22 protein-coding genes are annotated in these 23,809 nt (G+C 67.8%); 11 read left to right on the top strand and 11 right to left on the bottom strand.

Annotated elements, in window-relative coordinates:
* Positions 1 to 10: 10 nt before the first annotated feature.
* From M5C98_RS12410 to M5C98_RS12380, 7 genes are all read left to right on the top strand, one after another.
* Entirely contained in the window at positions 11 to 982 is a 972-nt protein-coding gene (locus M5C98_RS12410; RefSeq protein WP_272553104.1) for a TRAP transporter substrate-binding protein, read from the top strand.
* A gap of 103 nt (positions 983 to 1,085) precedes the next feature.
* A complete protein-coding gene (locus tag M5C98_RS12405) occupies positions 1,086 to 1,574 on the top strand; it encodes a TRAP transporter small permease (protein WP_272553102.1) in 489 nt (162 codons plus the stop codon).
* A gap of 9 nt (positions 1,575 to 1,583) precedes the next feature.
* Positions 1,584 to 2,879, top strand: a complete 1,296-nt coding sequence (locus tag M5C98_RS12400; RefSeq protein ID WP_272553101.1) for a TRAP transporter large permease — start codon at positions 1,584 to 1,586, stop codon at positions 2,877 to 2,879.
* 20 nt (positions 2,880 to 2,899) lie between these two features.
* On the top strand, positions 2,900 to 4,000 hold the full coding sequence (locus M5C98_RS12395; protein ID WP_272553100.1) for a lactonase family protein: 1,101 nt from the start codon (positions 2,900 to 2,902) through the stop codon (positions 3,998 to 4,000).
* 96 nt (positions 4,001 to 4,096) lie between these two features.
* The gene (locus M5C98_RS12390; protein ID WP_442867267.1) at positions 4,097 to 5,152 is read left to right on the top strand and encodes an SMP-30/gluconolactonase/LRE family protein; all 1,056 of its coding nucleotides are present in this window, start codon (positions 4,097 to 4,099) and stop codon (positions 5,150 to 5,152) included.
* Positions 5,153 to 5,177: 25 nt separating this feature from the next.
* The gene (locus tag M5C98_RS12385; protein WP_272553098.1) at positions 5,178 to 6,173 is read left to right on the top strand and encodes a Bug family tripartite tricarboxylate transporter substrate binding protein; all 996 of its coding nucleotides are present in this window, start codon (positions 5,178 to 5,180) and stop codon (positions 6,171 to 6,173) included.
* Between the two features lie 196 nt (positions 6,174 to 6,369).
* Positions 6,370 to 7,749, top strand: a complete 1,380-nt coding sequence (locus M5C98_RS12380; RefSeq protein WP_272553097.1) for a PQQ-dependent sugar dehydrogenase — start codon at positions 6,370 to 6,372, stop codon at positions 7,747 to 7,749.
* Positions 7,750 to 7,795: 46 nt separating this feature from the next.
* Here M5C98_RS12380 and M5C98_RS12375 read toward each other — a convergent pair whose 3' ends face one another.
* The 6 genes from M5C98_RS12375 to M5C98_RS12350 form a co-directional block, all read right to left on the bottom strand.
* A complete protein-coding gene (locus tag M5C98_RS12375; RefSeq protein WP_272553096.1) occupies positions 7,796 to 8,839 on the bottom strand; it encodes a phytanoyl-CoA dioxygenase family protein in 1,044 nt (347 codons plus the stop codon).
* A gap of 16 nt (positions 8,840 to 8,855) precedes the next feature.
* Positions 8,856 to 10,169 carry a type II toxin-antitoxin system HipA family toxin gene (locus M5C98_RS12370; protein ID WP_272553094.1) on the bottom strand — a complete coding sequence of 438 codons (1,314 nt, stop codon included), beginning with the start codon at positions 10,167 to 10,169 and terminating at the stop codon, positions 8,856 to 8,858.
* Positions 10,170 to 10,190: 21 nt separating this feature from the next.
* Complete coding sequence (locus M5C98_RS12365) at positions 10,191 to 10,499, bottom strand: helix-turn-helix domain-containing protein (protein ID WP_272553093.1); 309 nt, start codon at positions 10,497 to 10,499, stop codon at positions 10,191 to 10,193.
* 133 nt (positions 10,500 to 10,632) lie between these two features.
* Positions 10,633 to 10,848 carry a YjfB family protein gene (locus tag M5C98_RS12360; RefSeq protein ID WP_272553092.1) on the bottom strand — a complete coding sequence of 72 codons (216 nt, stop codon included), beginning with the start codon at positions 10,846 to 10,848 and terminating at the stop codon, positions 10,633 to 10,635.
* A gap of 98 nt (positions 10,849 to 10,946) precedes the next feature.
* Positions 10,947 to 12,359 (bottom strand): dihydrolipoyl dehydrogenase, encoded by a 1,413-nt coding sequence (locus M5C98_RS12355; RefSeq protein ID WP_272553091.1) that lies wholly within the window; start codon positions 12,357 to 12,359, stop codon positions 10,947 to 10,949.
* Between the two features lie 98 nt (positions 12,360 to 12,457).
* On the bottom strand, positions 12,458 to 13,045 hold the full coding sequence (locus M5C98_RS12350) for an IMPACT family protein (protein ID WP_272553090.1): 588 nt from the start codon (positions 13,043 to 13,045) through the stop codon (positions 12,458 to 12,460).
* A gap of 186 nt (positions 13,046 to 13,231) precedes the next feature.
* Between M5C98_RS12350 and azu the strand changes: the two genes are divergently transcribed.
* From azu to M5C98_RS12335, 3 genes are all read left to right on the top strand, one after another.
* Positions 13,232 to 13,684, top strand: coding sequence for an azurin (azu, locus tag M5C98_RS12345; RefSeq protein WP_272553089.1), 453 nt, complete (start codon positions 13,232 to 13,234; stop codon positions 13,682 to 13,684).
* A 119-nt stretch (positions 13,685 to 13,803) separates the two neighbouring features.
* Positions 13,804 to 14,019 (top strand): hypothetical protein, encoded by a 216-nt coding sequence (locus M5C98_RS12340; protein ID WP_272553088.1) that lies wholly within the window; start codon positions 13,804 to 13,806, stop codon positions 14,017 to 14,019.
* Positions 14,020 to 14,176: 157 nt separating this feature from the next.
* Positions 14,177 to 16,612 (top strand): YgiQ family radical SAM protein, encoded by a 2,436-nt coding sequence (locus tag M5C98_RS12335; protein ID WP_272553086.1) that lies wholly within the window; start codon positions 14,177 to 14,179, stop codon positions 16,610 to 16,612.
* On the opposite strand, the gene M5C98_RS12330 is transcribed toward M5C98_RS12335, so the two are convergent.
* The 4 genes from M5C98_RS12330 to M5C98_RS12315 all read right to left on the bottom strand — a co-directional run bounded on the left by M5C98_RS12330 (position 16,553) and on the right by M5C98_RS12315 (position 21,387).
* Complete coding sequence (locus tag M5C98_RS12330; RefSeq protein ID WP_272553085.1) at positions 16,553 to 19,063, bottom strand: EAL domain-containing protein; 2,511 nt, start codon at positions 19,061 to 19,063, stop codon at positions 16,553 to 16,555. The two genes, M5C98_RS12335 and M5C98_RS12330, sit on opposite strands and share 60 nt — an antisense overlap.
* A gap of 273 nt (positions 19,064 to 19,336) precedes the next feature.
* Positions 19,337 to 19,753: a hypothetical protein gene (locus tag M5C98_RS12325; RefSeq protein ID WP_272553084.1), complete on the bottom strand. Its 417-nt coding sequence runs from the start codon at positions 19,751 to 19,753 to the stop codon at positions 19,337 to 19,339.
* Between the two features lie 170 nt (positions 19,754 to 19,923).
* The gene (locus tag M5C98_RS12320) at positions 19,924 to 20,265 is read right to left on the bottom strand and encodes a DUF1294 domain-containing protein (protein WP_272553083.1); all 342 of its coding nucleotides are present in this window, start codon (positions 20,263 to 20,265) and stop codon (positions 19,924 to 19,926) included.
* Positions 20,266 to 20,505: 240 nt separating this feature from the next.
* A complete protein-coding gene (locus M5C98_RS12315) occupies positions 20,506 to 21,387 on the bottom strand; it encodes a CoA transferase (RefSeq protein ID WP_272553081.1) in 882 nt (293 codons plus the stop codon).
* 215 nt (positions 21,388 to 21,602) lie between these two features.
* Here M5C98_RS12315 and ygiD point away from each other — a divergent pair, with 215 nt between their 5' ends.
* Positions 21,603 to 22,463: a 4,5-DOPA dioxygenase extradiol gene (gene ygiD / locus M5C98_RS12310; protein ID WP_272553080.1), complete on the top strand. Its 861-nt coding sequence runs from the start codon at positions 21,603 to 21,605 to the stop codon at positions 22,461 to 22,463.
* A 113-nt stretch (positions 22,464 to 22,576) separates the two neighbouring features.
* Here the strand turns inward: ygiD and M5C98_RS12305 are convergent, their stop codons facing one another.
* Positions 22,577 to 23,773 carry an amino acid aminotransferase gene (locus tag M5C98_RS12305; protein ID WP_272553079.1) on the bottom strand — a complete coding sequence of 399 codons (1,197 nt, stop codon included), beginning with the start codon at positions 23,771 to 23,773 and terminating at the stop codon, positions 22,577 to 22,579.
* Between the last annotated feature and the right edge of the window lie 36 nt (positions 23,774 to 23,809).

Here is a 23,809-nt window from a genome sequence, read left to right as displayed (position 1 = left end):
AGGCAGACAAATGAAATTCCTGAAGACCACCCTGGCCGCCCTGGCCGCGCTCACACTGGGCTTCGGCGCCGCGCAAGCGACCGAGCTGCGCTCCGCCGACATCCACCCCGACGATTACCCGACCGTGACGGCGGTCAAATTCATGGGCGAACGTCTGAAAGCCCTGTCGGGCGGCAAGCACACCATCAAGGTGTTCAACAACGGCGCCCTGGGCAGCGAGAAGGACACCATCGAGCAGGCCAAGATCGGCGCCCTGCAGCTGGTGCGCATCAACATCGGCGCGATGAACAACATCTGCCCCGAGACCGTGGTGCCCACGATGCCGTTCCTCTTTCGCTCGGTCGAGCATCTGCACAAGGTGCTGGACGGCCCGATCGGCGAGGAAATCCTCAAGGCCTGCGAAAAGCAGGGCTTCGTGGGCCTGGCCTACTACGACAGCGGCGCCCGCTCGATGTTCACCGCCAAGAAGCCGGTGCGCAGCTTCGCCGACATGAAGGGCCTGAAAGTGCGCGTGCAGCAATCCGACCTGTGGGTGTCGATGCTGGAGGCCATGGGAGCCAACGCCACCCCCATGCCCATGGGCGAGGTGTACACCGGCCTCAAGACCGGCCTGATCGATGCGGCCGAGAACAACTACCCCACCTACGAAAGCTCGCGTTCGTTCGAGGTGGCCAAGTACTACACCAAGACCGAGCACTCCATGGCTCCCGAGATGCTGCTGTTCTCCAAGCGCGCGTGGGATCGCCTGTCGCCCGAAGAGCAAGGCTGGATTCGCCAGGCCGCCAAGGAATCGGTGCCCTACATGCGCAAGCAGTGGGCCGAGCGCGAGATCAAGTCTCTGGCGACGGTGAAGGCCGGCGGTGCCGAGATCATCGAGATCGACAAGGCCCTGTTCCAGGCCGCGATGAAGCCCGTGTATGACAAGTTCATTCCGGACGCCAAGCTCAAGGACCTGGTCAAGCGCGTTCAAGACACCCAGTAAGCCCCCTCCTGCCCACTTCCTGAAGTGGGCTTTTTTTGCTCTTAAATTTATAGCATAGTGCCCTAGTGGATATTGCGCCAGGGCCCTTTTTCTTCATAACAACATGTATACCCAAATTTGCCGCACGCTCGCCCGCGTCTGCATGTGGCTGGGCATCATCGGCCTGGTCGCAGTGATCTGCGCCGTGAGCTGGCAGGTGTTCGGCCGCTATGTGCTCAACAACACGCCCACCTGGGCGGAAAGCCTGGCCCTGCTGCTGGTGATCTACGTCACGATGTTCGGCGTCGCCGTGGGCGTGCGCGATGCCGGCCACATCGGGCTCGAATCGTTCCTGGTGCTGGCGCCCGACTGGCTGCGCCTGAAGATGGAATACCTCATCCACGCGCTGGTGCTCGTGTTCGGCGCCGTGATGGCCTACAGCTGCGCATCGCTCGCGCAGTCGGTGTGGGACTACCGCCTGCCCACGCTGTGGATCTCCGAAGGTTGGAAATACGTGCCGGCCGCGATCGCCGGCGTCCTGATCGTGATGTTCTCGATCGAACACATCATCGCGCTGGCCCAGGGCCGCGAAGTCGAACCCGCCTGGGACTGAGAAAACACCATGACCGTGCCACTTTTGATCCTGAGCGTGTCGTTCACGCTGTTCCTGCTGCTGGGCGTGCCCGTGGCGTTTTCCATCGGCCTGTCGGCCCTGGCCACCCTGCTGTACGAAGGCCTGCCCCTGGAGGTCGGCTTCCAGCAGATGACCTCGGGCATGGGCATCTTCTCGTTCCTGGCGATTCCGTTCTTCATCTTCGCGGGCGAGCTGATGCTGTACGGCGGCATCGCGGACCGCATCGTCAACTTCGCGCGCAACCTGGTGGGCCATGTGCGCGGCGGGCTGGGCATGTCCAACGTGGTGGCCTGCACGCTGTTCGGCGGCGTCTCGGGCTCGCCGGTGGCGGACGTGTCGGCCATGGGCGCCGTGATGATCCCGATGATGAAGAAAGAGGGCTACCACGCCGACTACGCCGTCAACGTGACGACGCACGCGGCGCTGGTGGGGGCGCTCATGCCCACCAGCCACAACCTCATCATCTATTCGCTGGCGGCCGGCGGCAAGGTGTCGATCGCGGCGCTGATCCTGGCGGCGCTGGTGCCTGCACTGGTGCTTACCCTCAGCAACCTGGCGGCGGCTTATTTCGTGGCCGTCAAGCGCGGCTATCCCGCGGGCACGTTCCCGGGCTGGCAGATCGTCGGGCGCTCGTTCGCCGCGGCGTTGCCGGGGTTGTTCATCGTCGTGCTGATCCTGGGGGGCATCCTTTCGGGCATCTTCACCGCCACCGAATCGGCGGCCGTGGCCGTGCTGTATGCCCTGGCCCTGACGGTGTTCCTGTACCGCACGCTGAAGTGGGAGCATTTCATCAAGGCGGCCTCGAAGGCGGTGCGCACCACGGGCGTGATCCTGCTGCTGATCGGCATCTCCAGCACCTTCGGCTACCTCATCAGCCTGTACGGCGTGGCCGAACTCACGGGCCAGATGCTGTCGCAGGTGACCAGCACGCCGTGGGTGATCTTCCTGCTGATCAACATCATCCTGTTCGTGCTGGGCACGTTCCTGGACATGGCGGCCACCATCCTGCTGTGCACGCCGATCTTCCTGCCCATCGCCCAGCACTACGGCATGAGCTCGGTGCAGTTCGGCATCGTCATGCTGATCAACTGCGCGCTGGGCCTGAACACGCCGCCCGTGGGCACGACCCAGTTCGTGGGCTGCGCGATCGGCGGGGTGTCGGTGGGCACGGTGATGCGCACCATCTGGCCGTTCTATGGCGCGCTGATCTTCGCGCTGGCCCTGGTGACCTTCGTGCCGGCCTTCTCGACCTGGCTGCCCAGCATGTTCATGGTGGTCAAGTGATTCCGGAAAGAGAGCAATCCATGACACTTCCTTCTTCCTTCCTGCGCGCTGCGGCGCTGGCCCCCGTGGCCGCCGCCGCGCTGATGGCGGCCAGCGGTGCGGCGTCGGCCGCCACCTGGGTCTATGTATCGAATGCCGACAGCCAGGACGTGTCGGTGTACGAGCTGGACCGCGCCGCAGGCAAACTCCAGCCGGTGGAGACTGTGCCCGTGGGCGGCCAGGCCATGCCCATGGCGGTCTCGCCCAACAAGCGCCAGCTGTACGTGGCCCTGCGCTCGCAGCCATTCCGCGTGGTGACGCTGGCCATCGATCCGGCCAGCGGCCGCCTGAAGAAGCAGGGCGAGGCCGCCCTGGCGGACAGCATGGCCAACATCGACACCGATGCCACCGGCCGCTGGCTGTTCGCCGCGTCCTACCCGGGCCACAAGATCACCGTCAACAGCATCGACAAGGACGGGCTGGTGGGCGCGGTGCAGCAGCTCATTCCCACGGCGCCCAACGCGCACGCCATCCATGCCGACGCGGCCAACCGCTACGTGTTCGCCACCAGCCTGGGCGGTGACCATCTGTCGAGCTGGCGCTTCGACGCCACCACCGGCAAGCTGACCGCCAATGAGCCGGCGCTGACCGCGGTGGCCCCGGAAAAGGCCGGCCCGCGCCACTTCGTCTGGGACAAGGCGCAACGCCACATGTACGTGGTGGACGAGCTGGATGCGGCCCTGCACGTGATGGCCTACGACGCCGAGCGCGGCACGCTGCGCGAGGTGCAGCGCACCACCACCTTGCCGCCGGGCTTCACCGGCAAGCCCTGGGCGGCCGACCTGCACCTGTCGCCCGACGGGCGGACGCTGTATGCGTCCGAGCGCACCTCGAGCACGCTGTCCACCTTCCGCGTCGATGCGGCCACGGGGCAACTGGAGCCGCTCGGTCAGGTGCCGACCGAGAAGTCGCCGCGCGGCTTTGCCGTCGATTCCTCGGGGCGCTTTCTGATCGCCGCGGGGCAGGACTCGCACAGCGTGTCGCTGCACCCCATCGACCCGGCCACCGGCGTGCCGGGCACGCCCACGCGCGTGGCGGCGGGCAAGAACCCCAACTGGGTCGAGATCGTCGATCTGCCTTGACGTTGGATGCGCGGGCGGGCGTGTGACTGTCCGCCCGCGCGATCTTGGGCCTTGGGCCTGCAGCACTTCACAAAAAAACGACCGGAGACAAGACCCATGCAAAGAGCGACAAACGACGCCGCCCCCCAGACACCGCCATCGCGCCGCCGCTTCATGGCCGGCGCGCTGGCCGCCACGGCCACCGGCCTCGCGCAGGCCCAGGCGTTCGACTTCAAGCCGCAGCAGCGCTATCCCGATCCCTCGGTGCAGATCCTGGACCCGTCGTTCGCCAAGTACCGGCTGTTCAGCAGCAGCGTGGAGCAGATCGTCACCGGCTTTCGCTGGGTGGAGGGCCCGGTGTGGTTCGGCGACGGGCGCTATCTGCTGTTTTCCGACATTCCCAACAACCGCATCGTGCGCTGGGACGAGGCCACCGGGCAGACCGGCGTGTTCCGCCAGCCTTCCAACTTCTCCAACGGCCTGGGCCGCGACCGCCAGGGCCGGCTGCTGGCGTGCGAGCACCTGACCCGCCGCGTGACCCGCACCGAGTACGACGGCAGCATCACCGTGCTGGCCGACCGCTTCGAGGGCAAGCGCCTGAACTCGCCCAACGACATCGTCTGCCCGAGCGATGGCTCGGTCTGGTTCACCGACCCGCCGTTCGGCATCGGCGGCCACTGGGAGGGCGACAAGGCCGTCTCCGAACTTCCGCATGCGCTGTACCGCATCGACCCGTCCGGCCGGCTGGACCGCGTGCTGGAGGCGCGCTTTCCCAACGGGCTGGCGTTCACCCCGGACGAAAAGCAGCTCTACCTCGTGGCGCGCACCGCCGATAACCGCCGGCAGATCGTGCGCTACGACGTCACCGCCCGCCAGGGGCTGGCCAATCCGACCGTGCTGATCGAGGGCGGGGCGGGCGCGCTGGATGGCTTCAAGGTCGATGAAGACGGCAACCTGTGGTGCGGCTGGGGCAGCACCGGTGCGGCCGATTCGGTCGCAGCGGACCTGGACGGCGTCATGGTGTTCAACCCGGCCGGCAAGGCCATCGGCCACATCCGCCTGCCCGAGCGCTGCCCGAACCTCGTGTTCGGCGGCCCCAAGAAAAACCGGCTGTTCATGGCCAGCAGCCACTCGATTTACTCGCTCTACGTGGAAACGCGCGGAGCGGTCTGATTTTCAAAACCAGGAGACAACGCACATGCAACGCAGAACCTTCATCGCCGCCGCAGCCGCTGCGGCCGCCGCCGGCAGCTTCATCGGCCTGCCCGCCTTCGCGCAGGGCACCTGGCCCACCGGCAAGACCATCACCTACCTCGTGCCGTTCGCGGCCGGCGGCACCACCGACACGCTGGGCCGGCTGATCAGCCAGCAACTGGGCACCGCCCTGGGCACCACGGTGGTGGTGGACAACAAGGGCGGGGCGGGCGGCAGCGTCGGCTCGGAAATCGCGGCCCGGGCGGCACCGGATGGCTACACGCTGCTGGGCGGCACCATCAGCTCGCACGCCATCAACGTGAGCCTGTACCCGAAGCTGGGCTACGACCCGGTGAAGTCGTTTGCGCCCGTCACGCTCATCGGCACCAATCCCGTGGTGCTGGTGGTGGCGGCCAGCAGCCCCTACAAAACCCTGAAGGACGTGCTGGACGCGGCCCGCAGCAAGTCGGGCGGCCTGTCGTCGGCCTCGGCCGGCACCGGCACGTCGCAGCATCTGGCGCTGGAACTGCTGGCCTACAAGTCGGGCGTGAAGTTCACCCATGTGCCGTACAAGGGCAGCGGCCCGGCCATCCAGGACGTGATCGGCGGGCAGGTGGACATGATGTTCGACACCACCGTGGTGGCTGCGCCGCACATCCAGAGCGGCAAGCTGCGCGCCATCGCCGTCACCTCGGCCAAGCGCCTGGGCTCGATGCCCGACGTGCCCACCGTGGCCGAGTCGGGCTTGAAGGGCCTGGCTGATTTCGACGTGCAATCGTGGCAGGCCATCTTCGTGCCCGCCGGCACGCCCGAGCCGATCGTGACCCGCCTGCACACCGAGATCCGCAAGATCCTCGCGCAGCCCGACATGCAGACCCGCCTCAAGAGCTTCGGCATGGAGCCGGCCGACATGACGACCGCGCAGATCGCCACCTTCCAGAAAGCCGAAGTCGCCAAGTGGGCGCAGGTGATCAAGGCCGCCAACATCAAGGTGGACTGACACCGCGCTGTGGCGTGACGCGGCCCGGTGCCCTGGCGGCCGGGCCCACTGCATGCCGGGCAGGGGATGGGAGACCTGTCCGGCGCGTTCGCGCCCATGGCTGACAGGGGCGGTGGGGCCAGCGCGGCACACTGGCCCGCATCGCGGCGCATTCGCCGCGATCGGCACCCCAACAGCACAGAAGGCAGGTTCTCCCATGCACGCGCGACGCTCCCATCTCCCTCCGTTTTCAACCGCCCGCTGGCCTGTCGCCGTCCTGGGCTGCGCGTTGGCCGGGGCCCTGGCCGGCTGCGGCGACACGGCACGGCTGCCGCCCGAGGCCGGCGTGGGCCCATCGCCCACGCTGCCCGAGCCCCACAAGACCCTGATCCCCACCGTTCACATCGCACCCGCCAAGGGGTGGCCCGACGGCATGCAGCCTACGCCCATGGCGGGCATGAAGGTCACCGCGCTGGCCAAGGGCCTGGACCATCCGCGCTGGGTGTACGTGCTGCCCAACGGCGACGTGCTGGTCGCGGAGAGCAACACGCCGGCCAAGCCCAAGGAAGACCAGGGGCTGGTGAAGAACGTGCGCAACTGGGTCATGGGCAAGGTCATGGGTCGCGCGGGATCGGGCGCGCCGTCGGCCGACCGCATCACCTTGCTGCGCGACACCGATGGCGACGGCGTCGCGGAAACGCGCAGCGTCTTCCTGCAAGGGCTGCATTCTCCGTTCGGCATGGCGCTGGTGGGCGGCGATTTCTACGTGGCCAACACCGATGCGGTGGTGCGCTTTCCGTACACCGCGGGCCAGACCGCCATCACGGCGCCGGCCACCAAGGTGGTGGACCTTCCCGGCCTGCCGTTCAACCACCACTGGACCAAGAACCTCATCGCCAGCCCGGACGGCAGCAAGCTCTATGTGACGGTGGGCTCCAACAGCAACGTGGCCGAGAACGGCATCGAGGCCGAAGAAGGCCGCGCCGCCATCTGGGAGGTGGACCGCGCCAGCGGCGCCCACCGCATCTTCGCCAGCGGCCTGCGCAACCCCAACGGCCTGGGCTGGGCGCCCGGCTCCGGCGCGCTGTGGACGGTGGTGAACGAACGCGACGAGATCGGCAGCGACCTCGTGCCCGATTACCTCACCTCGGTGAAGGACGGCGCGTTCTACGGCTGGCCTTACAGCTACTACGGGCAGCATGTGGATGTGCGCGTGCAGCCTCCGAAGCCGGAACTGGTCGCCAAGGCCATTGCGCCCGACTATGCGCTGGGCAGCCATGTGGCACCGCTGGGGTTGGCCTTCTCGGGCCCGCCATCGGCCGGCAACGGGTTGCCGCAGGCATTGGCCAGTGGCGCATTCGTCGGCCTGCACGGCTCCTGGAACCGCAAGCCGCGCAGCGGCTACAAGGTGGTCTTCGTGCCGTTCGAGAACGGCCAGCCGAAGGGCCAGCCGATCGACGTGCTGACCGGGTTCCTCAGCCCCGAAGGCGATGCCTATGGCCGCCCCGTCGGTGTGGCGCTGGATTCGCGTGGCGGGCTGCTGGTGGCCGATGACGTGGGCAATGCCATCTGGCGGGTGTCCGGCACGCCCCAGTAGCGCTGGGTGAGACGGCGCGGACCCCTCGCGCTGCGTGCGTGTCCCGTCAGCGCCAGATGGCATGAATCGGCACCTCTGCCGGCATCATGTTGATGTACTGCACCAGTCGGGGCCGTGCGCCCCGGTTGGGACTGGCGCCATGGGGCAGGGCCTGGTGCCAGATCACCAGATCGCCGGCCTTGCCGCCGACGGGCCGCGCACCCAGCGCCTGAAAATCCTGGCTGCGCGGATTGGCGCCCGGCGGCAGGGTGGCCAGCCACTCCTTCATCTTGCGGTGAAAGCCCGGCACCACGGTGAGCGCGCCTTGCTCGGCCGGGGTGTCCGTGAGGTACAGGATGCCCTGGGTGCAAAACGGAATCGGTGGCTGCAGGCTCACGTCCCAGTGCAGCCCCTGGGCCTGGTAGAAGTGGCCCGGGCGTTCCGGCACATTGAAGCCGCAGCGGTCCGTGCTGCGCCACAGATCGGCCGTGCCCCATAGCTGCGCAAACGCCTTGTGGATGCGCAGCGCCCGGCGGTTCGCGTCGAACGCAGGGTGCTGGAACAACTGCACCATGATGTTGCGCGGGGCATTGCGATACCACGATTCCACGTCGTCCGGCGTGGCGCCCACCGCGTCCCATACCACCTGCGCCGCCGCGGCGCTGTCGGCCGGCGGCACGGCCTGCCGCACGATCACGCAGCCGTGTTCATCCCAGTGCGCCAGGTCGTCGGCATCCAGCACGGGCGGCATCGCATCGATCTGGGCATGCAGCCAGGCCGCGGCGTCGGGCACGGGCCCGCCGTCCACCAGCGCCTGGATGCGGGCGATGGTGGCGGCATCGGGCACCCCGGCGGTGCGAACGATCCAATCCTCGAAGTCCGCGAACTCCGGCGCATGCCACAGCACATGCTGCATGGTTTGCTCCAGGCCCAGGCCCAATGCCGCGAGCACGATCTGCGTGCGATGGGATTCCGCGTTCTCGCCCGTGGGCAGGCCTTGGCGCGCCGCCATCCAACGGGACCAGCAGCGCTTGAGGTAGGGCACCTGCAAGGCACCGCGCTCGCCGGGCGAACAAAGGGGATCGACAGGGTTCAATGATGGGGGGGTCATGCTGGGAGTTGTGCTTTCAGTTCCGTGTGAGCGCGACACCGCCTGCTAGGCGGTCCGCGACCGACCGCCGCATCGCGGGCGGTGCGTCGGCGATGCGCTCGGGCCATGCCTCTTGGGCCAGGCGCACCGAGTCGCGCAGCAGCGCAAGATGGCGCGGCGCCCGCAGCAGGCCGGCGGCCTTGATCAGCCCTTCCATGTCGTCCCATGAAAAGGCCCGCAGGGTTTTGTCGATGGCACGGTTCACCGCGTACTGGCTTTCGGGCACGCCTTCGAAAAAGGCGGCCACGCACACGGGGTCGTACAGCGGCGACAGTTGCGGGGCGCGCCCGTCCGGATAGACCAGCGCCCAGTTCTTGAGGTGCGCATCGGTGTTGCCCATGAGGATGAAGGCCACCATGCGGGCGAGGAACTCGCGGGTGTCCTGCACCGGCTGTTGGCTCAGGCGGTCCAGCACGCGCAACATGGTGGCGTAGTCCTGCAGGATGCCCTTGCCGTACTTTTGCCGCGGCGTGTAGCCCAGCACCTGGTTGAACTCTTCCATGTGCACCCGCTGGCCGCCGGGCAGGTGGTCGAACCGCTGCACGGCCAGGATCTCGTCGAAGGGCACGGCGTCGGGCAGATCGGCCTCGGCGCGGGTGATGACTTCTGCCTGGGCACAGTGCAGACCGAGCGCACGGCACAGCTGATAGCCGGCGTATTCGTTGGCCACCAAGTCGGGGTGGGCGGTGGTGGGCAGCTTCAGGATCACGCTGCCGGCCGCTCCCTTGCGGTGCACGGTGTAGCGCCGCCCTTCCTGCACGGCGCTGAACTTGGTGACCACGCCGGGCAGCGAGGCCGCGTCCTCCACCGGGTATTCGACGAAGCCCGGTTCCAGCACGTCCAGGCCCTGGGTGGTGTGCCAGTGGCGAACCACGTCGGGCACGCCGTCCTGTGCGGGCACGGGTTCGACCTCCAGCGCGCCCATCAGGTCGTGGCCTGCGGCGGCCAGCAACTCGAACTCGTCGTCGGGCGTGCAGCCGCGCTCGCGCGCGAGGCGCTCGCGGTTGTGGCCTTCGGGCAGCAGGTTCTGGAAATACACCGGCCAGCGGCCGTCGGTGCGCACCAGCCGGGCGTCGCGCGCCGAGGCCAAAATCTGCTGCGTGGCGGCCTCGGTCTCGCCCTGGAAACCCAGGGACAGGGTGGGGCGGCCGGGGTCGTTGATGTAGCCTTCATCGAACGACACGCGCAGGATGTCGCCGTATTGCGATAGGTAGCCGATGGCCATGCGGCCGGCGCCCTGGCTGGCGGGGCGGTGCAGGTACAGCCGCAGGTATCGGATGGAGGTGCTCATGGCAGGTCAGCCGGCAACGCCTCAGCCTTCCTTTCGCAGGCTGTCGATCACCGAGGGTGGGGCGTCCACGCCTTCGGGCTGGCCCAAAAATTTGCCGCCCGACTGGATGAACGCCTGCAAACTGGGCCGAAGGGTGCTGGGAACGGCGATGATGTCCATCCCCAGCACGCGGGCCATTTCGGTGAGGGTGGAGTAGCGGGGGTCCAGGTCGCCCCCTTCGGTCCGCTGCACAGTCATGCGCGAGAGGCCAGCCCGTTCGGCCAATTGGGCCTGGGTGATTTGGCTGGCCTTGCGGGCCACGGTCAGGCTGTGGATCAGATCGTTGGTCATGATCCTGTTTATACTCTTTTTCGCCTAAAAGAGTATTTTGAGTTTCAAATCTGCCCTTGAATGGCGTCAATGGCGTGGACAGGGGGTTCGCAAAAACGAGGGCCATGCGGCCCTTGTTTTGCAGACAACACTTTCAGGCGAATGTGTTGACCTGTGTGCCGAGCGAGCCGGAGGTCGCCAAACCGGGTTGGGGCATCGATTGCTTCATCGAATCGATCAGCAGGGCCGCAGAGGCTTCTTGCGTATCCAGCGCTTTTTTCAGCACCCGGATGTTCAAGGCATCGGAGTTTTTCTGGCTGGCCATCGCCGTGGCGGTGTTGACGACGGATTGGGAAAGCGCGACATCCATGGGGTGCTCCTGTAAAGGCCTCGGGGCGAGGCCACGGCAAAGACCCCTCCTTTTCGGCAGAACCGCCCGGAACTGAAGCGTTGGCCGGGGCAGAAAACTCAATCGAGCGCGCTGGCCCCATAGGCTGAACAGGCCGACAGGTCCGACGCGCTGCCGGTGGGCAGGTGGGAGGCGGCATCGCGCAGCGCCGTGCGCAGGCCCTCCTCCAGCACCGGATGGTAGAAGGGCATGCGAAGCAGGTCCTGCACCGTGAGCGACCGGTCGATGGCAAGCGCCAGCAAATGCGCCAGGTGTTCGCCGCTGGGCGCGCACAGTTCGGCCCCGAGGATTCGGCCGCTCTCGCGCTCTGCGTACACGCTCAGGCGACCCTGGTTGTGCTGTGCCGCGCGTGCGCGGCCCTGGCGGGAGAAATCCACCGAGCCCGTCACGAATTCGTCTTCTTTCAGGTCCTTCCAGGCACGGCCCACCACCGCCGCGTTGGGCTGGGTGAATACGATGGACAGGGGGGTGCGCCGCCGAAAGCCCAGCGGTTCGGGCGCCATGGCGTTCAGGGCGGCGATGTGCCCTTCATCGGAGGCTTCGTGCAGCAGCGGCCGGCGGTCGTCGGCGTCGCCGGCCATGAACACGGCCAGGTCTGCGATCTGCATGGTGTTCGCATCCACGGGCGGCTTGCCGTGCGGGTCCAGCGGCACGCCCAGGGTGTCGAGGCCGAGGTGTTCGATGTTCGGCCGCCGTCCCATGGCCGCCAGCACCTGGTCCACCACCACGGTGGTGCCGCCGTTGGTCACTTCGATCCCGCCCGGCACTTCGCGCAGGCGGGCTTCCTCTCCCAGGCTGACCACGAATTCGCCTTTCAGCAAGGCCTTGAGCGTTCCGTTGATGTCGGGATCGGACAGGCCGGCCACCGACTGGCCGGTGGAGAACGCCGCCACTTCCACGCCCAGCCGGGACAGGGCCTGCGCCAGTTCCGCGCCCAGCGGCCCCAGCCCGATGACGGCCATGCGTGGCCCCAGGGTGGGCTGCTCGAAGAGGGTGTCGGTGGTCAGGATGCGGTCGCCGAAAGCCAGCCATTCCTCGGGAATGAGGGGCCGCGAGCCGGTGGCGATGATGATGCTGCGGGCGTGGTAGGTCTGGCCGCCCACTTCCACCGTGCCGGGGCCGCGCAGCCGCGCATGGCCCGAAATGCCTTGGTCGCCGACCGCCGATGCCTTCTCGGTGCCCGCCACGAATTCGTCGCGCAGGGCGCGCACGCGCCCCAGCACCGCCGGCAGATCGACCGACAGGCCATCTGCGCCGCGGATGCCGAAGGTCTCGAAGGCGTGGCGTCGGTGGTAGGCGTTGGCCGCTTCGATCAGCATCTTGGACGGCATGCAGCCCACCCGCGCGCAGGTGGTGCCCCAGGGGCCATCGTTGACGATCCGCACGCGGTCGCTGCGTTTGCGCACCTCGCGCAACGCGGCAAGGCCTGCCGATCCCGCGCCGATGATGATGGCGTCCAGGGGTTGGCTCATAGGTCGATCTCCTCAGGGGTGGCGAATGGCTGAGTGTCCCCGGGCCGCAGGGCAGGGCCTGTAGGTGCAGGGCACTTTCGATCCCGGGCGATGAAGGGCTATGGAGCGATCCAGCCGATGCGGCCCTGGCAGGCATCGTTCAGCCGCTGCACGAACGCCGCCTCCTGCGGCTGCGGCAGCTGGATGTGCATGGCCACGAGCGAGCCGTGGGCCACCTCGCCCAGCGTGGCGCCGGCCGCCTCGACCTCGCGGCGCACCAGGCCCTCCAGGGCATAAGGCACCTCGCACTGCAGCGCCACCATGCGCTGAAGCGGCACCTTCTCGGCCGGCAGCAGCGCCTGCGCGATGGTGTCGGTATAGGCCCGCACCAGCCCGCCCGCACCCAGCTTGACGCCGCCGAAATAGCGCACCACGGTAGCCAGCACGCCTTCGAGGTCCTGGTGGCGAAGCACTTCCAGCATCGGCCGGCCGGCCGTCCCGCCGGGCTCGCCGTCGTCCACCGCGGCCGACTGGCCGCCTGCCAGCAGCGCCCAGCAGATGTGCGCGGCGCCGGGGTGCAGCTGCCACAGTGCATCGACGGTGGCCTGTGCCGATGCGCGGTCCGCCATGGGCTGCACGCAGCCGATGAAGCGGCTTTTCTTGATGACCAGTTCGCTGTGGGTGGGTATTCGCAGGGTGTGGGGCATGGGCGGCGGAGCTTAACTGCACGCCGGATCCATGGGCGGCGTTCGGCACAAGGCTTGATGCACCTCAAGGCGCTGCATTGGCCCCGTGCGTACGCTCCTTCCATCGCGCTGTTGCGTCGCCCGGCTGCATGGAACAGGCCGGCAACGCCAAGCGCACGGACCTGTTTTATGAAGAAGGAAGACATCATGGCAAACCATTGGAAATTCGCTGCACTCGCGCTGGTACTGGCTGCCGGCCCCACCTGGGCTGCCGACTGCACGGCCGAGATCGAAGGCAACGATGCAATGCAGTTCAACAAAGCGACCCTCGCGGTCCCGCAAAGCTGCAAGCAGTTCACCATCAAGCTCAAGCACGTCGGCAAGCTGCCGAAGACCGCCATGGGCCACAACTGGGTGCTGAGCAAGGCCGCTGACCTGCAGCCCGTGGCCACCGACGGCATCGCCGCCGGGGCCGCCAAGAACTACGTGAAGGACGCGGACACCCGGGTGATCGCGCACACCAAGATCGTGGGCGGAGGCGAGAGCGACTCGGTGACGTTCTCCACCCAGGCGCTCAAGGCCGGCGAGTCCTATGCCTATTTCTGCTCCTTCCCCGGCCACTCCGCGCTGATGAAGGGCACGCTGACGCTGGTGAAATAACCTGCAGCGGCCACCCGGCCCTGTTGCCGGCGGTGGACACAAGGGCCCTCTTTTCGGTGGGCCCTTTTCATTGACACGAAACGGTCACTCCGCCGCCATACGCTGGCGGCAACCCCTGCATGAAAGGAACCGCCATGCTCGCCCGCGCCCTGACCCACGTGATGAATGCCATGGTGTTTCCCGCCGCCCTGGCCGGCGCCAGCCTCCCGGGCCGCGGGGAGGAGGGGGCCTTGGCCTCGGCCGGTCCTGCCTGGTCCGCTGAATTGCAGTCGCCCTATGGCGAGCCGCCAGCCCCGGATCTGGACCAGCGGGTGCGGGCCTCCGGCGAGTGGTGAGGGGCCGGCCAGGGCCCGCCACGGCCCACGCAGATTGTCCAAAAAACGACGCATAGCACCATCGTGCTGGGGGCACGGGAAGATGCGCCTTGGCCTTCTGTTTCGACAGGGAAGGCCCAAAAGCCTAAAATCGCGCCTTCCCCACGCCTTGCCCTCCATGAACGCCCCCGTTGACGTTTCCTTTTTCGCGCGCGCCGCGAAGCCGCTGACCAGCTACCGCCCTTACTGGGCGAAACGCTTCGGCACGGCCCCGTTCCTGCCCATGAGCCGCACCGAGATGGAGCGCCTCGGCTGGGATAGCTGCGACGTGATCCTGGTGACGGGCGATGCCTACGTGGACCACCCCAGCTTCGGCATGGCGGTCATTGGCCGCACGCTGGAGGCGCAGGGCTTTCGCGTGGGCATCATCGCCCAGCCCGACTGGCAGAGCGCCGATGCCTTCAAGGCCCTGGGCCGCCCGAACCTGTTCTGGGGCGTGACGGCGGGCAACATGGATTCCATGATCAACCGGTACACCGCCGACCGGAAGATCCGCAGCGACGACGCCTACACCCCCGGCGACGTGGGCGGCAAGCGCCCCGACCGCGCGGCCATCGTGTACAGCCAGCGCTGCCGCGAGGCCTACAAGGACGTGCCCATCATCCTGGGCGGCATCGAAGGCAGCCTGCGCCGCATCGCCCATTACGACTACTGGAGCGACAAGGTGCGCCGCTCCGTGGTGGTGGATGCCAAGTGCGATCTGCTGCTGTACGGCAACGCCGAACGCGCCCTGGTCGAGGTGGCCCACCGCCTGGCCGCGCGCGAGCCCGTCGAGCAGATCACCGACGTGCGCGGTACCGCCTTCGTGCGCCGGCCCGACGACGAAACCGGCCAGGGCTGGTTCGAGATCGACTCCACCAGCGTGGACGAGCCCGGCCGCGTCGAGGCACACGTCAACCCCTACATGACGACCAGCGAGCAGGCGGCCGCGCAAGGCACGACCTGCAGCAAGGAAGATGCTCCTGATTCGATAGCATCCAAGGCAATGGATACTAGGGCACAAGGGCAAAACGGCTTGAAATCCGCCGAGCCCAACCCGGCCATCCAGCCGATGCTGTTCGTGGCCAACCCGAACCTCAAGGCCAAGCTCAAGGTGCCGCCGCGCGAGCGCAGCGTGATCCGCCTTCCCAGCTACGAGCAGGTCAGGAGCGACCCGGTGCTCTACGCCCACGCCAACCGCGTGCTGCACCTGGAAACCAACCCCGGCAACGCCCGTGCCCTGGTGCAGGCCCACGGCGAAGGGCCAACGGCGCGCGACGTGTGGATCAACCCGCCGCCCATCCCGCTCACCACGGCCGAGATGGACTACGTGTTCGACCTGCACTACGCCCGTGGCCCTCACCCGAGCTACGCCGACGAGAACGGCAGCCACGACGGCGCGACCAAGATCCCGGCGTGGGAGATGATCCGCTTCAGCGTGAACATCATGCGCGGCTGCTTCGGCGGCTGCACCTTCTGCTCGATCACCGAGCACGAGGGCCGCATCATCCAGAGCCGCTCCGAGGATTCGATCATTCAGGAGATCGAGGACATCCGCGACAAGGTGAGCGGCTTCACCGGCACCATCTCCGACTTAGGCGGCCCCACGGCCAACATGTACCGCCTGGGCTGCAAGACCCCCGAGATCGAGGCCGCCTGCAGGAAGCCCAGTTGCGTGTACCCCGGCATCTGCCAGAACCTCACGACCGACCACGGCCCGCTCATCAAGATCTACCGCCGCGGCCGCGCGCTCAAGGGCATCAAGAAGATCCTGATCGGCTCCGGCCTGCGCTACGACCTGGCCGTGAAGTCGCCCGAATACGTGAAGGAGCTGGTGCAGCACCACGTGGGCGGCTACCTCAAGATCGCGCCCGAGCACACCGAGCAGGGCCCGCTCACCAAGATGATGAAGCCGGGCATCGGCAGCTATGACAAGTTCAAGCAGATGTTCGAGCAGTTCAGCGAAGAGGCGGGCAAGAAGCAGTTCCTGATCCCGTACTTCATCGCCGCGCACCCGGGCACGAGCGACGAGGACATGATGCACCTGGCCATCTGGCTCAAGAAGAACGGTTTTCGCGCCGACCAGGTGCAGACCTTCTACCCGAGCCCCATGGCCACGGCCACGGCCATGTACCACAGCAACAAGAATCCGCTGCGCAAGATCACGCGCGACAGCGAGACGGTGGACATCGTGCGCGGCGACAAGCGCCGGCGCCTGCACAAGGCCTTCCTGCGCTACCACGATCCCAACAACTGGCCGCTGCTGCGCGATGCATTGAAGGCCATGGGCCGCGCCGATCTCATCGGCAACGGCAAGCACCACCTGATCCCGACCTTCCAGCCGATGACGGACGGCAGCTACCAAAGCGCCCGCCGCAAGAACAGCACGGTGGCGCCGGTGACGGCGCAGCGCAAGGCGGCGCCGGCCAAGGGCGTGGCGTTCAACAAAGCCGCGCAGCAACCCGTGGCCGGCCGCATGCTGACCCAGCACACGGGCCTGCCGCCCCGCGCCGGCCTAGCCGGAAAGCCCGCTGGCGGCGCCCCCTCCGGCAAAACGTTCCGCAAGGGGCGCTGAGCCTTCCGGCGACGGGGCGTGCGGCCCGGGCGCCTCGGTGGGTGCGAGCGCGAACGCCTGCGGCATCGGTTGGGGCCGGCCGATGGCATGCCCCTGTGCGTGGTCCACGCCCATCGCGCGCAGCGCCTCCAGGATGGCCGGGGTTTCGGCGAATTCGGCGATGGTCTGCTTGCCCATCACATGGCCGATGTGGTTGATCATCTCCACCATGGCGCGGTTGGCGGGGTCTTCCAGCATGTCGCGCACCAGGGCGCCGTCGATCTTGAGATAGTCCACCGGCAGATGCCGCAGGTACGTGAACGAAGACATGCCCGCGCCGAAGTCGTCCAGCGCGAAATGGCAGCCCTGCTGCTTGAGTTCGCGGATCAGCCGGATGGCGTTGGGCAGATGGGCGATCGCCGCCGTCTCGGTCACCTCGAAGCACAGCTGGTCGGCCAGCACCCCATGGCGCGCCATCTGGTCGCGCAGATATTCCAGCAGGGTCTCGTCGCCCACGCTGGTGCCCGACAGGTTGATGGCGCACAGCGTGATCGGCCGGCCCTGCGGCTGCCGGCGGCGGGCGGCGAGGGCGGCGAAGGTGTGTTCCAACACCCAGCGGTCCAGCGCCTGCGCCAGGCCGAAGCGTTCCGCTGCCGGCACGAATTCGCCGGGAAAGATCGCCTGGCCGCCATCGCCCTGAAGCCGCAGCAGCACTTCCACATGCAAGCCGCCATCGCCGCAGGCCCGCAAGGGGGCGATTTCTTGCATGTAGAGCTGAAAGTGGTTTTGCTCCAGCGCCTGGCGGATGCGCTGCACCCAGTGCATGTCGTCCAGGTGGCGCGACATGGCAGCGTCCTGCAGCTGATAGACATAGACCGTGTTGCGCCCGCGCTCCTTGGCGCCGTAGCAGGCCATGTCGGCCACGCGCAGCACCTCCTGCAGGCTGGTGAGATCGGCCGTCAGGTGCACCAGCCCGATGCTCAGGCCCGTGCGCAGGATGCGTGCGCCCCAGGGCAGGCGCAGCTCCTGCGCGTGGTGGCGTATCTGCTCGGCGATGCGCTCGGCCACTTCGTGGGGGCAGTCCTGCAGCAGCACGCCGAACTCGTCGCCTCCCAGCCGCGCCAGCGTGTCGCCCTCGCGCAGCCCCCGCTGCAGCATGCGGCAGACCTCGCGCAGCATCTCGTCGCCCGCGGGGTGGCCGCAGGTGTCGTTGATCACCTTGAACTGGTCCAGGTCGATGTACAGCAGCGCGCCCGCGACCTCTGAGGCGCGCGGGCGCGCCAGCAACAGGCCCAGGCGGCGCTCGAACTCGCGGCGGTTCACCAGCCCGGTGAGCGTGTCGTGGCTGGCCTGCCAGGCGAGCTGTTCCAGGTATTGCTGCTCGCGCGTCACGTCGTGCAGCACCAGAACGGCGCCGTCCAGTTGCCCCTGGCTCATGAGCGGCGAGCCCACCAGCGTGACCGGCACCGTGCTGGCATCCGGCCGCACGATGCGGTGCGGGCGCTCGTCGTGCAGCCCTGCGGTGCCGTGCAGGGCGCGTTCCAGCAATTGCGCGATGCTGCTGTGCGTGGCGGTTTCAGCGCCGCCGGGCAGCGCGTTCGCACCGCCTTGGTGGCCCATGTGCAGCAGCTCCGCCAGCGGCATGCCCACGCTGGCCTCGCGCGTGCGGGCCAGCAGGCTCTCGGCGGCGGGATTCATGTAGCGCACGTTGCCGTGCAGGTCGGTGGTGACGATGCCGTCGCCGATGGCGGCCAGCGTGGTGCGGGCCTGCTCGCGCTCGGCCTCCAGCGTGGCCTCGACCTGGCGGCGCTGCCCCATCAACTGGCGGGTATGGGCGAGCGTGAGGGCGATCAGCGCGAGGACCGTTGCCACGTTCAGCCACAGCAGCCAGCCCATGATGCGCCGCGAACTGTCGCCCATCGCCGCGCTGAAATCGGTCGCCGCCGGGGTCACGCCGACGTCGATCTCATCGATCAGGCGCTGCCATCGCTGCACCATTCCGGGCGTCACGCCGCCCGCCAGGTATCCGGCCCGGATCTCGCGGGACAGGGCGTCCAGCCGCTGCAGGTACTCGTCGCCCTGAATCCAGTGCCGGATGGGCTCGCGCAGGATGTCGTAGTCCCGAAACAGGCGGAGCATCCAGATCAGCCCGGCCACGTCGCTGGGGTGGTTGCCGCCCCGAAGGAACGCGTCGCGGGCGCCGGCCAGATTGGGCTCGGGCGCCTCGATCAGCAGGCGCGCCTCGCGATCGGCCAGCGGGATCTGCAGTGCCTGCTGGAACTGCTCGTACATGCGCCCCTCGCCGGTGGCGACGTATTGGCCGAGGTAATGGATGGCGTCCTTCTGCCCCTTGGTCCACTGGCTCTCACCCGCCACGAACGCACGCACGGTGGACAGCACATAGAGGCTTGCCGAAGCCACGATGGCCTGCAGTATCAGGATGGCGATGAAAGGGCCCGTGAGCCCGGACACCCATGGGCGCCGATGGATTCCTCGCGGAGGAAGTGGCGCGTCCATGCAATTACCGCAACGGGGTTGGGATGTTCGTCGGCGGGCGGCGCAGACCCTGCGGCATGGCCGAGCCCGGCGCTTCCGTCAAGAAAGCGGGGCATCCGGCAGACAACGCGGGGAGGCAGGCCATGGCGCACTATATCGACAGGCGGGCCGAAAACCAAGGCGATGTACCCGTGGAGACGGGGGGCGGGGGGCTGTCCCGGGCAGCAGCAACCGCGCCGCGCCGCAGGATCAGGGCTGCGGCTGCGAAATCAGCTCTTCAATGATGAGCCGCCGGTAGTAGAAGGCGGCTTCAGCGCCAAGGGGCTCGAGCGCCGTCTGCAGGCTTTCCGCGTCGTCGTCATCGCCCGCCTTGACCAGCAGGCCGTGATGCCCGGCGGCCGCCAGCTCCGAGATGCGGCGCACGATGGTGCCTTCGGCGCCCACGGAGGGCAGGGGGGCATCGGCATTGCCCAGGGTTCGCACCACGTGCTGCAGGATGGCGTCCGGGGTGGCGTGGGAGATGTCGCTGCGTTCGCCATCGGCCGATAGTGCCTCGGCCGCATCGCGCGCATGCACCTCGTCGGGGAAGAGGGCGAAGACATAGCCCGTGGGGTAGAAGGTGCCGGCCGAGGACGTCATGTCCGGGTCGAGGACGAAGGGCTTCATGGGATTCCTCTCGCTGTGGATTCACCGGCCATTGGGCCTCGGCCGGCGCGGTGGTGCTGTAGGGCAGGACTCGGCACAGGTGTCGGACACGTCCCAGTCGATCCCCGTCGATGATGGCAGGGCGAATGAGCCAAAACAGCCTCCAGCGCAATAAGGACTAGGGGGTTGTGCTATGAAAAACGGAGCATCCCGTCCCGCGCCCATAAAAGCGCCGCCGCCAGCCCGGCGCAGTTCGCCACCACCGTGACCCAGTAAACCGCACGGAACGATGCCTTGCTCGACTTGTGTCGCAGCCACTGCTGCGCCCACCACGCCGCCGGCCATCCGCCCAGCAGGGCCAGCAGATGCAGCCGCTGCTCGCTGGTGCGCCATCCGCCGCTGCGCGCGGCGGCCTTGTCGCTGGCGTACACGGCGAACGTCACCAGGTTGACGCCCACCAGCGCCACCAGCCACCCCAGGGACAGGCGATGCGTCCAGGCACCCCAGGCCACCAGGGCCAGCCAAGCCGCCATCCACAGACACGCCACGCTTCGGCTCGCAGAGGGCGCGTCGCGGGTTTGCCTGCGTTTCCGGCCCGATGGCGGTTGCGCCGGGTGGGCCGAGGTGCTACTTGGCGGGGCGCCCTTGGCTGGCGAAAGGTTGCCATGTGGCCGGGGCTGTGAGCGCGTCGAAGATGGCTGCGGCGCGCGATGCTGCGCATGGGATCGTGGGCCCGGACGTCCGGCATTGGGCGGTCGGCGCTTTTCCATGGGTCAGTCCAGCGTGTGCAGGGGAATGTCGTCGCCGGTGGCCAGCCTGTCGAGCGTGGCGCGCGGTTGCCCCTGCAAGAACGCGGCGATCGCTGCATGGGTGCCCGGGGCGCGTGGATCGGCCTCTGGCAGCAACCCGGCCGCCCGGGCCAGGCGCGCGAAGAAATGCGGCTCCAGTGCCGCCACCGCCACCCGCCCGTCGGCGCAGGCATAGACCCGATAACCCGCGTGGGCGCCGCCCACATCGCCGTGCGGCAGGGTCAGGCCCCAGCCGCGCGGCTGGGCCAGCCAGGCCGCGGCGTCCGACAGGGCGACATCGATGCACGCGCCGCGGCCGGACGCGGCGCGCGCCAGCTGCACCTGCAGCACGGCCTCGCTGGCCATGAGGGCGCCGCCCATGTCGGCGTAGAGCGTCGGGGGCAGGGCGGTGCCGCTGACGAGGCCCGCATCGGCAAGGTAGGTGAGATCGTGCCCCGGTTCCTCCGCGCGGTCACCCGGAGCGCCCACGATGCGCACCATCGACAGCCGGGGATGCCGCGCCTGCACCGCTTCCCAGCCCAGCCCGAGCTTGGCCAGCGCCGACGGCCGAAACGAGGTGATGAGCACGTCGGTGCGCGCCAGTTCGGCATGCAGCGCGGCCTGGCCTTCGGCCGTCTTGAGATGCGCGTGCACCACGCGGACCTGGGCATGCATCGCCGCGTAGGCGGGCGGGCTGTACAGCGCCATCGGGTCGGCGCTGGCATGGCCTTCGGGCGGTGGCGGCTCCAGCTTCGTGCACTCCGCGCCCAGGCGCTGGCAGCGCAGCAGGGCGGCGGGGCCGGGCAAGTTCAGCGCCAGGCTCAGAAGCCGGACGCCACGCAGGGGCAGCAAGGGGGATGACGTCATGGATGGCGAGGGCGGTGGCGCAGCGATGCGGATGGAGGGTGGAACAATGCGGGGCCCGGCGGGGCCGTGGAACCTGGCAAACGGGTAGGAACTTCGGAACGCCGTGCCGCTCCGTCCCCGCGGTTATACAAAATTCAACCTTTCGCCCCTCCCGTATGCAACGCAGAACGTCCGTGGCCGCCCTGGCCGGCCTGGCCACTTTTCCTGGAGCTTTCATGTCGTCTTGGTCCAGCGCTGCCACGGCCAACGCTTTGCAATCCTTGAAACCCTCGCCGCGCATGCCGGTGCTGTTCGTGGGCCATGGCAGCCCGATGAACGCCATCGAGGACAACGCCTGGCGCCGCGCCTGGCAGGCCATGGGCACCGAGCTGCGGGCGCGGGGCACGCCGCCGCAGCTGATTCTTTGCATCTCGGCGCATTGGCTTACCCGGGGCGGATGGCAGCTGACCGGCATGGCCGCCCCGCGCACCATCCACGATTTCGGCGGCTTTCCGCAGGCACTGTTCGATCAGCAATACCCCGCGCCGGGCGCGCCGGCCGTCGCCAACGGACTGGCGGCCGAGCTGCGGTCGCCGGCCACGGGCCAGCCGCTGGCGGTGGATGCGAGCGAGTGGGGCCTGGACCATGGCACTTGGTCGGTGCTCAAGCCGATGTATCCGGCGGCGGACATTCCCGTGATGCAGCTCAGCATGGACTATGGCCGCCCACCGGCCGAACACTATGCACTGGGAAGGCAATTGAAGGCGCTGCGCGAGCGCGGCGTGCTCATCGTGGGCAGCGGCAACATCGTGCACAACCTGCGCGCCACGCGCCGGGACACCGCCCCCACCGAGGCGTACGACTGGGCGACGGAGTTCGACACCGCCGTGCAGAATCAGATCAAGCAGGGCGACCTGGATGCGCTGCAGCACTTTCAGCGGCTGGGCCCGGTCGCGCAGCAGGCCCACCCCAGCCACGAGCACTATCTGCCGCTGCTGTATGCCGCTGGTGCGGCCGATGCGCGGGAGATGCCGCGCTTTTTCAACACGGGCTACCAGTCGGCCTCGATCTCGATGCGATCGGTGCTGTGGGGTTGATTGCTATATTTTTAATAGCAGAACGCCCTAGAATATATTGCGCTGGTGGCCTGAAACACCCTTAATAAAAAACCGCCCGAAGGCGGTTTTTTATGGGCGGCCGGGGCAGGCGGTCACACCACCTTGGCGATCGACTGGCAGACGTAGTCGATGTTCTTGCTGTTGAGCGCGGCCACGCACATGCGGCCGGTGTCGGTGCCGTACACGCCGAACTCGCTGCGCAGGCGCACCATCTGGTCCTTGGACAGGCCGGAGTAGCTGAACATGCCGATCTGCTGCGTGATGAACGACATGTCCTGCTTCACGCCGGCGGCCTTCAGGCCATCGACCAGCTTCTGGCGCATGGCCTTGATGCGCACGCGCATCTCGCCCAGTTCCTTTTCCCACAGCGCGCGCAGCTCGGGGTTGCCCAGCACGGCCGCCACCACCGCGCCGCCGTGGATGGGCGGGTTGGAGTAGTTGGTGCGGATGGCGATCTTGAGCTGGCTCAGCACGCGGCCGGCTTCTTCCTTGTCGGCGCACAGCACCGACAGGCCGCCCACGCGCTCGCCGTACAGGCTGAAGCTCTTGCTGAACGAGGTGGACACGAAGAAATTCAGGCCGGCGGCGACGAATTTTCCGATCACCGCGCCGTCTTCGGCGATGCCGTGGCCGAAGCCCTGGTAGGCCATGTCCAGGAAAGGCGTCAGGCCCTTGGCCTTGACCGCTGCGATCACCTGGTCCCACTGCTCGGCCGTGATGTCGTAGCCGGTGGGGTTGTGGCAGCAGGCGTGCAGCACGACGATGGTGCCGGCCGCGGCCGCGTTCAGGCTGGCGAGCATGCCGTCGAAGTTGACGCCGCGCTTGGCCGCGTCGTAGTAGGCATAGGAATCGACCACGAAACCGGCATTGGTGAACAGAGCGCGGTGGTTTTCCCAGCTGGGGTCGGAAATCAGCACCTTCGCGTCGGGGCTGATCTTCTTCAGGAAGTCGGCGCCGATCTTGAGGCCGCCCGTGCCGCCGATGGCCTGCACCGTGGCCACTCGGCCGGAGGTGACGGGCTCGCTGTCCGCGCCGAACACCAGGGCCTTCACTGCGTTGTCATAAGCCACGATGCCGTCGATGGGCAGGTAGCCGCGGGCGGCGGGCTTTTCCATCATGGCCTTTTCGGCCGCCTGGACACATTGCAGCAAGGGCAGCTTGCCGTTGTCGTCGAAATACACACCCACGCCCAGATTGACCTTGTTGGGGTTGGTGTCCGCGTTGTATTGCTCATTCAGACCCAGGATCGGGTCGCGGGGGGCCATCTCGACGGCGGTGAACAGAGACATTGAATCGTCCTTGGAGGTTGGAAAACTGACGTTGTG

This window comes from Acidovorax sp. NCPPB 3576 (assembly GCF_028473605.1).
Taxonomy (GTDB): domain Bacteria; phylum Pseudomonadota; class Gammaproteobacteria; order Burkholderiales; family Burkholderiaceae_C; genus Paracidovorax.
The sequence above is the reverse complement of the archived record's forward strand: the minus strand, read 5'-3'. Positions and strand labels throughout refer to the sequence as shown.

Coding starts and splice junctions, on each gene's coding strand:
- M5C98_RS12375 (WP_272553096.1), bottom strand. CDS start 8,839: ATGACCCCCCCATCATTGAACCCTGTCGATCCCCTTTGTTCGCCCGGC.
- M5C98_RS12360 (WP_272553092.1), bottom strand. CDS start 10,848: ATGGATGTCGCGCTTTCCCAATCCGTCGTCAACACCGCCACGGCGATG.
- M5C98_RS12390 (WP_442867267.1), top strand. CDS start 4,097: ATGCAAAGAGCGACAAACGACGCCGCCCCCCAGACACCGCCATCGCGC.
- M5C98_RS12315 (WP_272553081.1), bottom strand. CDS start 21,387: ATGACGTCATCCCCCTTGCTGCCCCTGCGTGGCGTCCGGCTTCTGAGC.
- ygiD (WP_272553080.1), top strand. CDS start 21,603: ATGTCGTCTTGGTCCAGCGCTGCCACGGCCAACGCTTTGCAATCCTTG.
- M5C98_RS12355 (WP_272553091.1), bottom strand. CDS start 12,359: ATGAGCCAACCCCTGGACGCCATCATCATCGGCGCGGGATCGGCAGGC.
- M5C98_RS12370 (WP_272553094.1), bottom strand. CDS start 10,169: ATGAGCACCTCCATCCGATACCTGCGGCTGTACCTGCACCGCCCCGCC.
- azu (WP_272553089.1), top strand. CDS start 13,232: ATGGCAAACCATTGGAAATTCGCTGCACTCGCGCTGGTACTGGCTGCC.
- M5C98_RS12350 (WP_272553090.1), bottom strand. CDS start 13,045: ATGCCCCACACCCTGCGAATACCCACCCACAGCGAACTGGTCATCAAG.
- M5C98_RS12385 (WP_272553098.1), top strand. CDS start 5,178: ATGCAACGCAGAACCTTCATCGCCGCCGCAGCCGCTGCGGCCGCCGCC.
- M5C98_RS12410 (WP_272553104.1), top strand. CDS start 11: ATGAAATTCCTGAAGACCACCCTGGCCGCCCTGGCCGCGCTCACACTG.
- M5C98_RS12395 (WP_272553100.1), top strand. CDS start 2,900: ATGACACTTCCTTCTTCCTTCCTGCGCGCTGCGGCGCTGGCCCCCGTG.
- M5C98_RS12320 (WP_272553083.1), bottom strand. CDS start 20,265: ATGGCGGCTTGGCTGGCCCTGGTGGCCTGGGGTGCCTGGACGCATCGC.
- M5C98_RS12335 (WP_272553086.1), top strand. CDS start 14,177: ATGAACGCCCCCGTTGACGTTTCCTTTTTCGCGCGCGCCGCGAAGCCG.
- M5C98_RS12340 (WP_272553088.1), top strand. CDS start 13,804: ATGAAAGGAACCGCCATGCTCGCCCGCGCCCTGACCCACGTGATGAAT.
- M5C98_RS12405 (WP_272553102.1), top strand. CDS start 1,086: ATGTATACCCAAATTTGCCGCACGCTCGCCCGCGTCTGCATGTGGCTG.
- M5C98_RS12305 (WP_272553079.1), bottom strand. CDS start 23,773: ATGTCTCTGTTCACCGCCGTCGAGATGGCCCCCCGCGACCCGATCCTG.
- M5C98_RS12365 (WP_272553093.1), bottom strand. CDS start 10,499: ATGACCAACGATCTGATCCACAGCCTGACCGTGGCCCGCAAGGCCAGC.
- M5C98_RS12380 (WP_272553097.1), top strand. CDS start 6,370: ATGCACGCGCGACGCTCCCATCTCCCTCCGTTTTCAACCGCCCGCTGG.
- M5C98_RS12400 (WP_272553101.1), top strand. CDS start 1,584: ATGACCGTGCCACTTTTGATCCTGAGCGTGTCGTTCACGCTGTTCCTG.
- M5C98_RS12325 (WP_272553084.1), bottom strand. CDS start 19,753: ATGAAGCCCTTCGTCCTCGACCCGGACATGACGTCCTCGGCCGGCACC.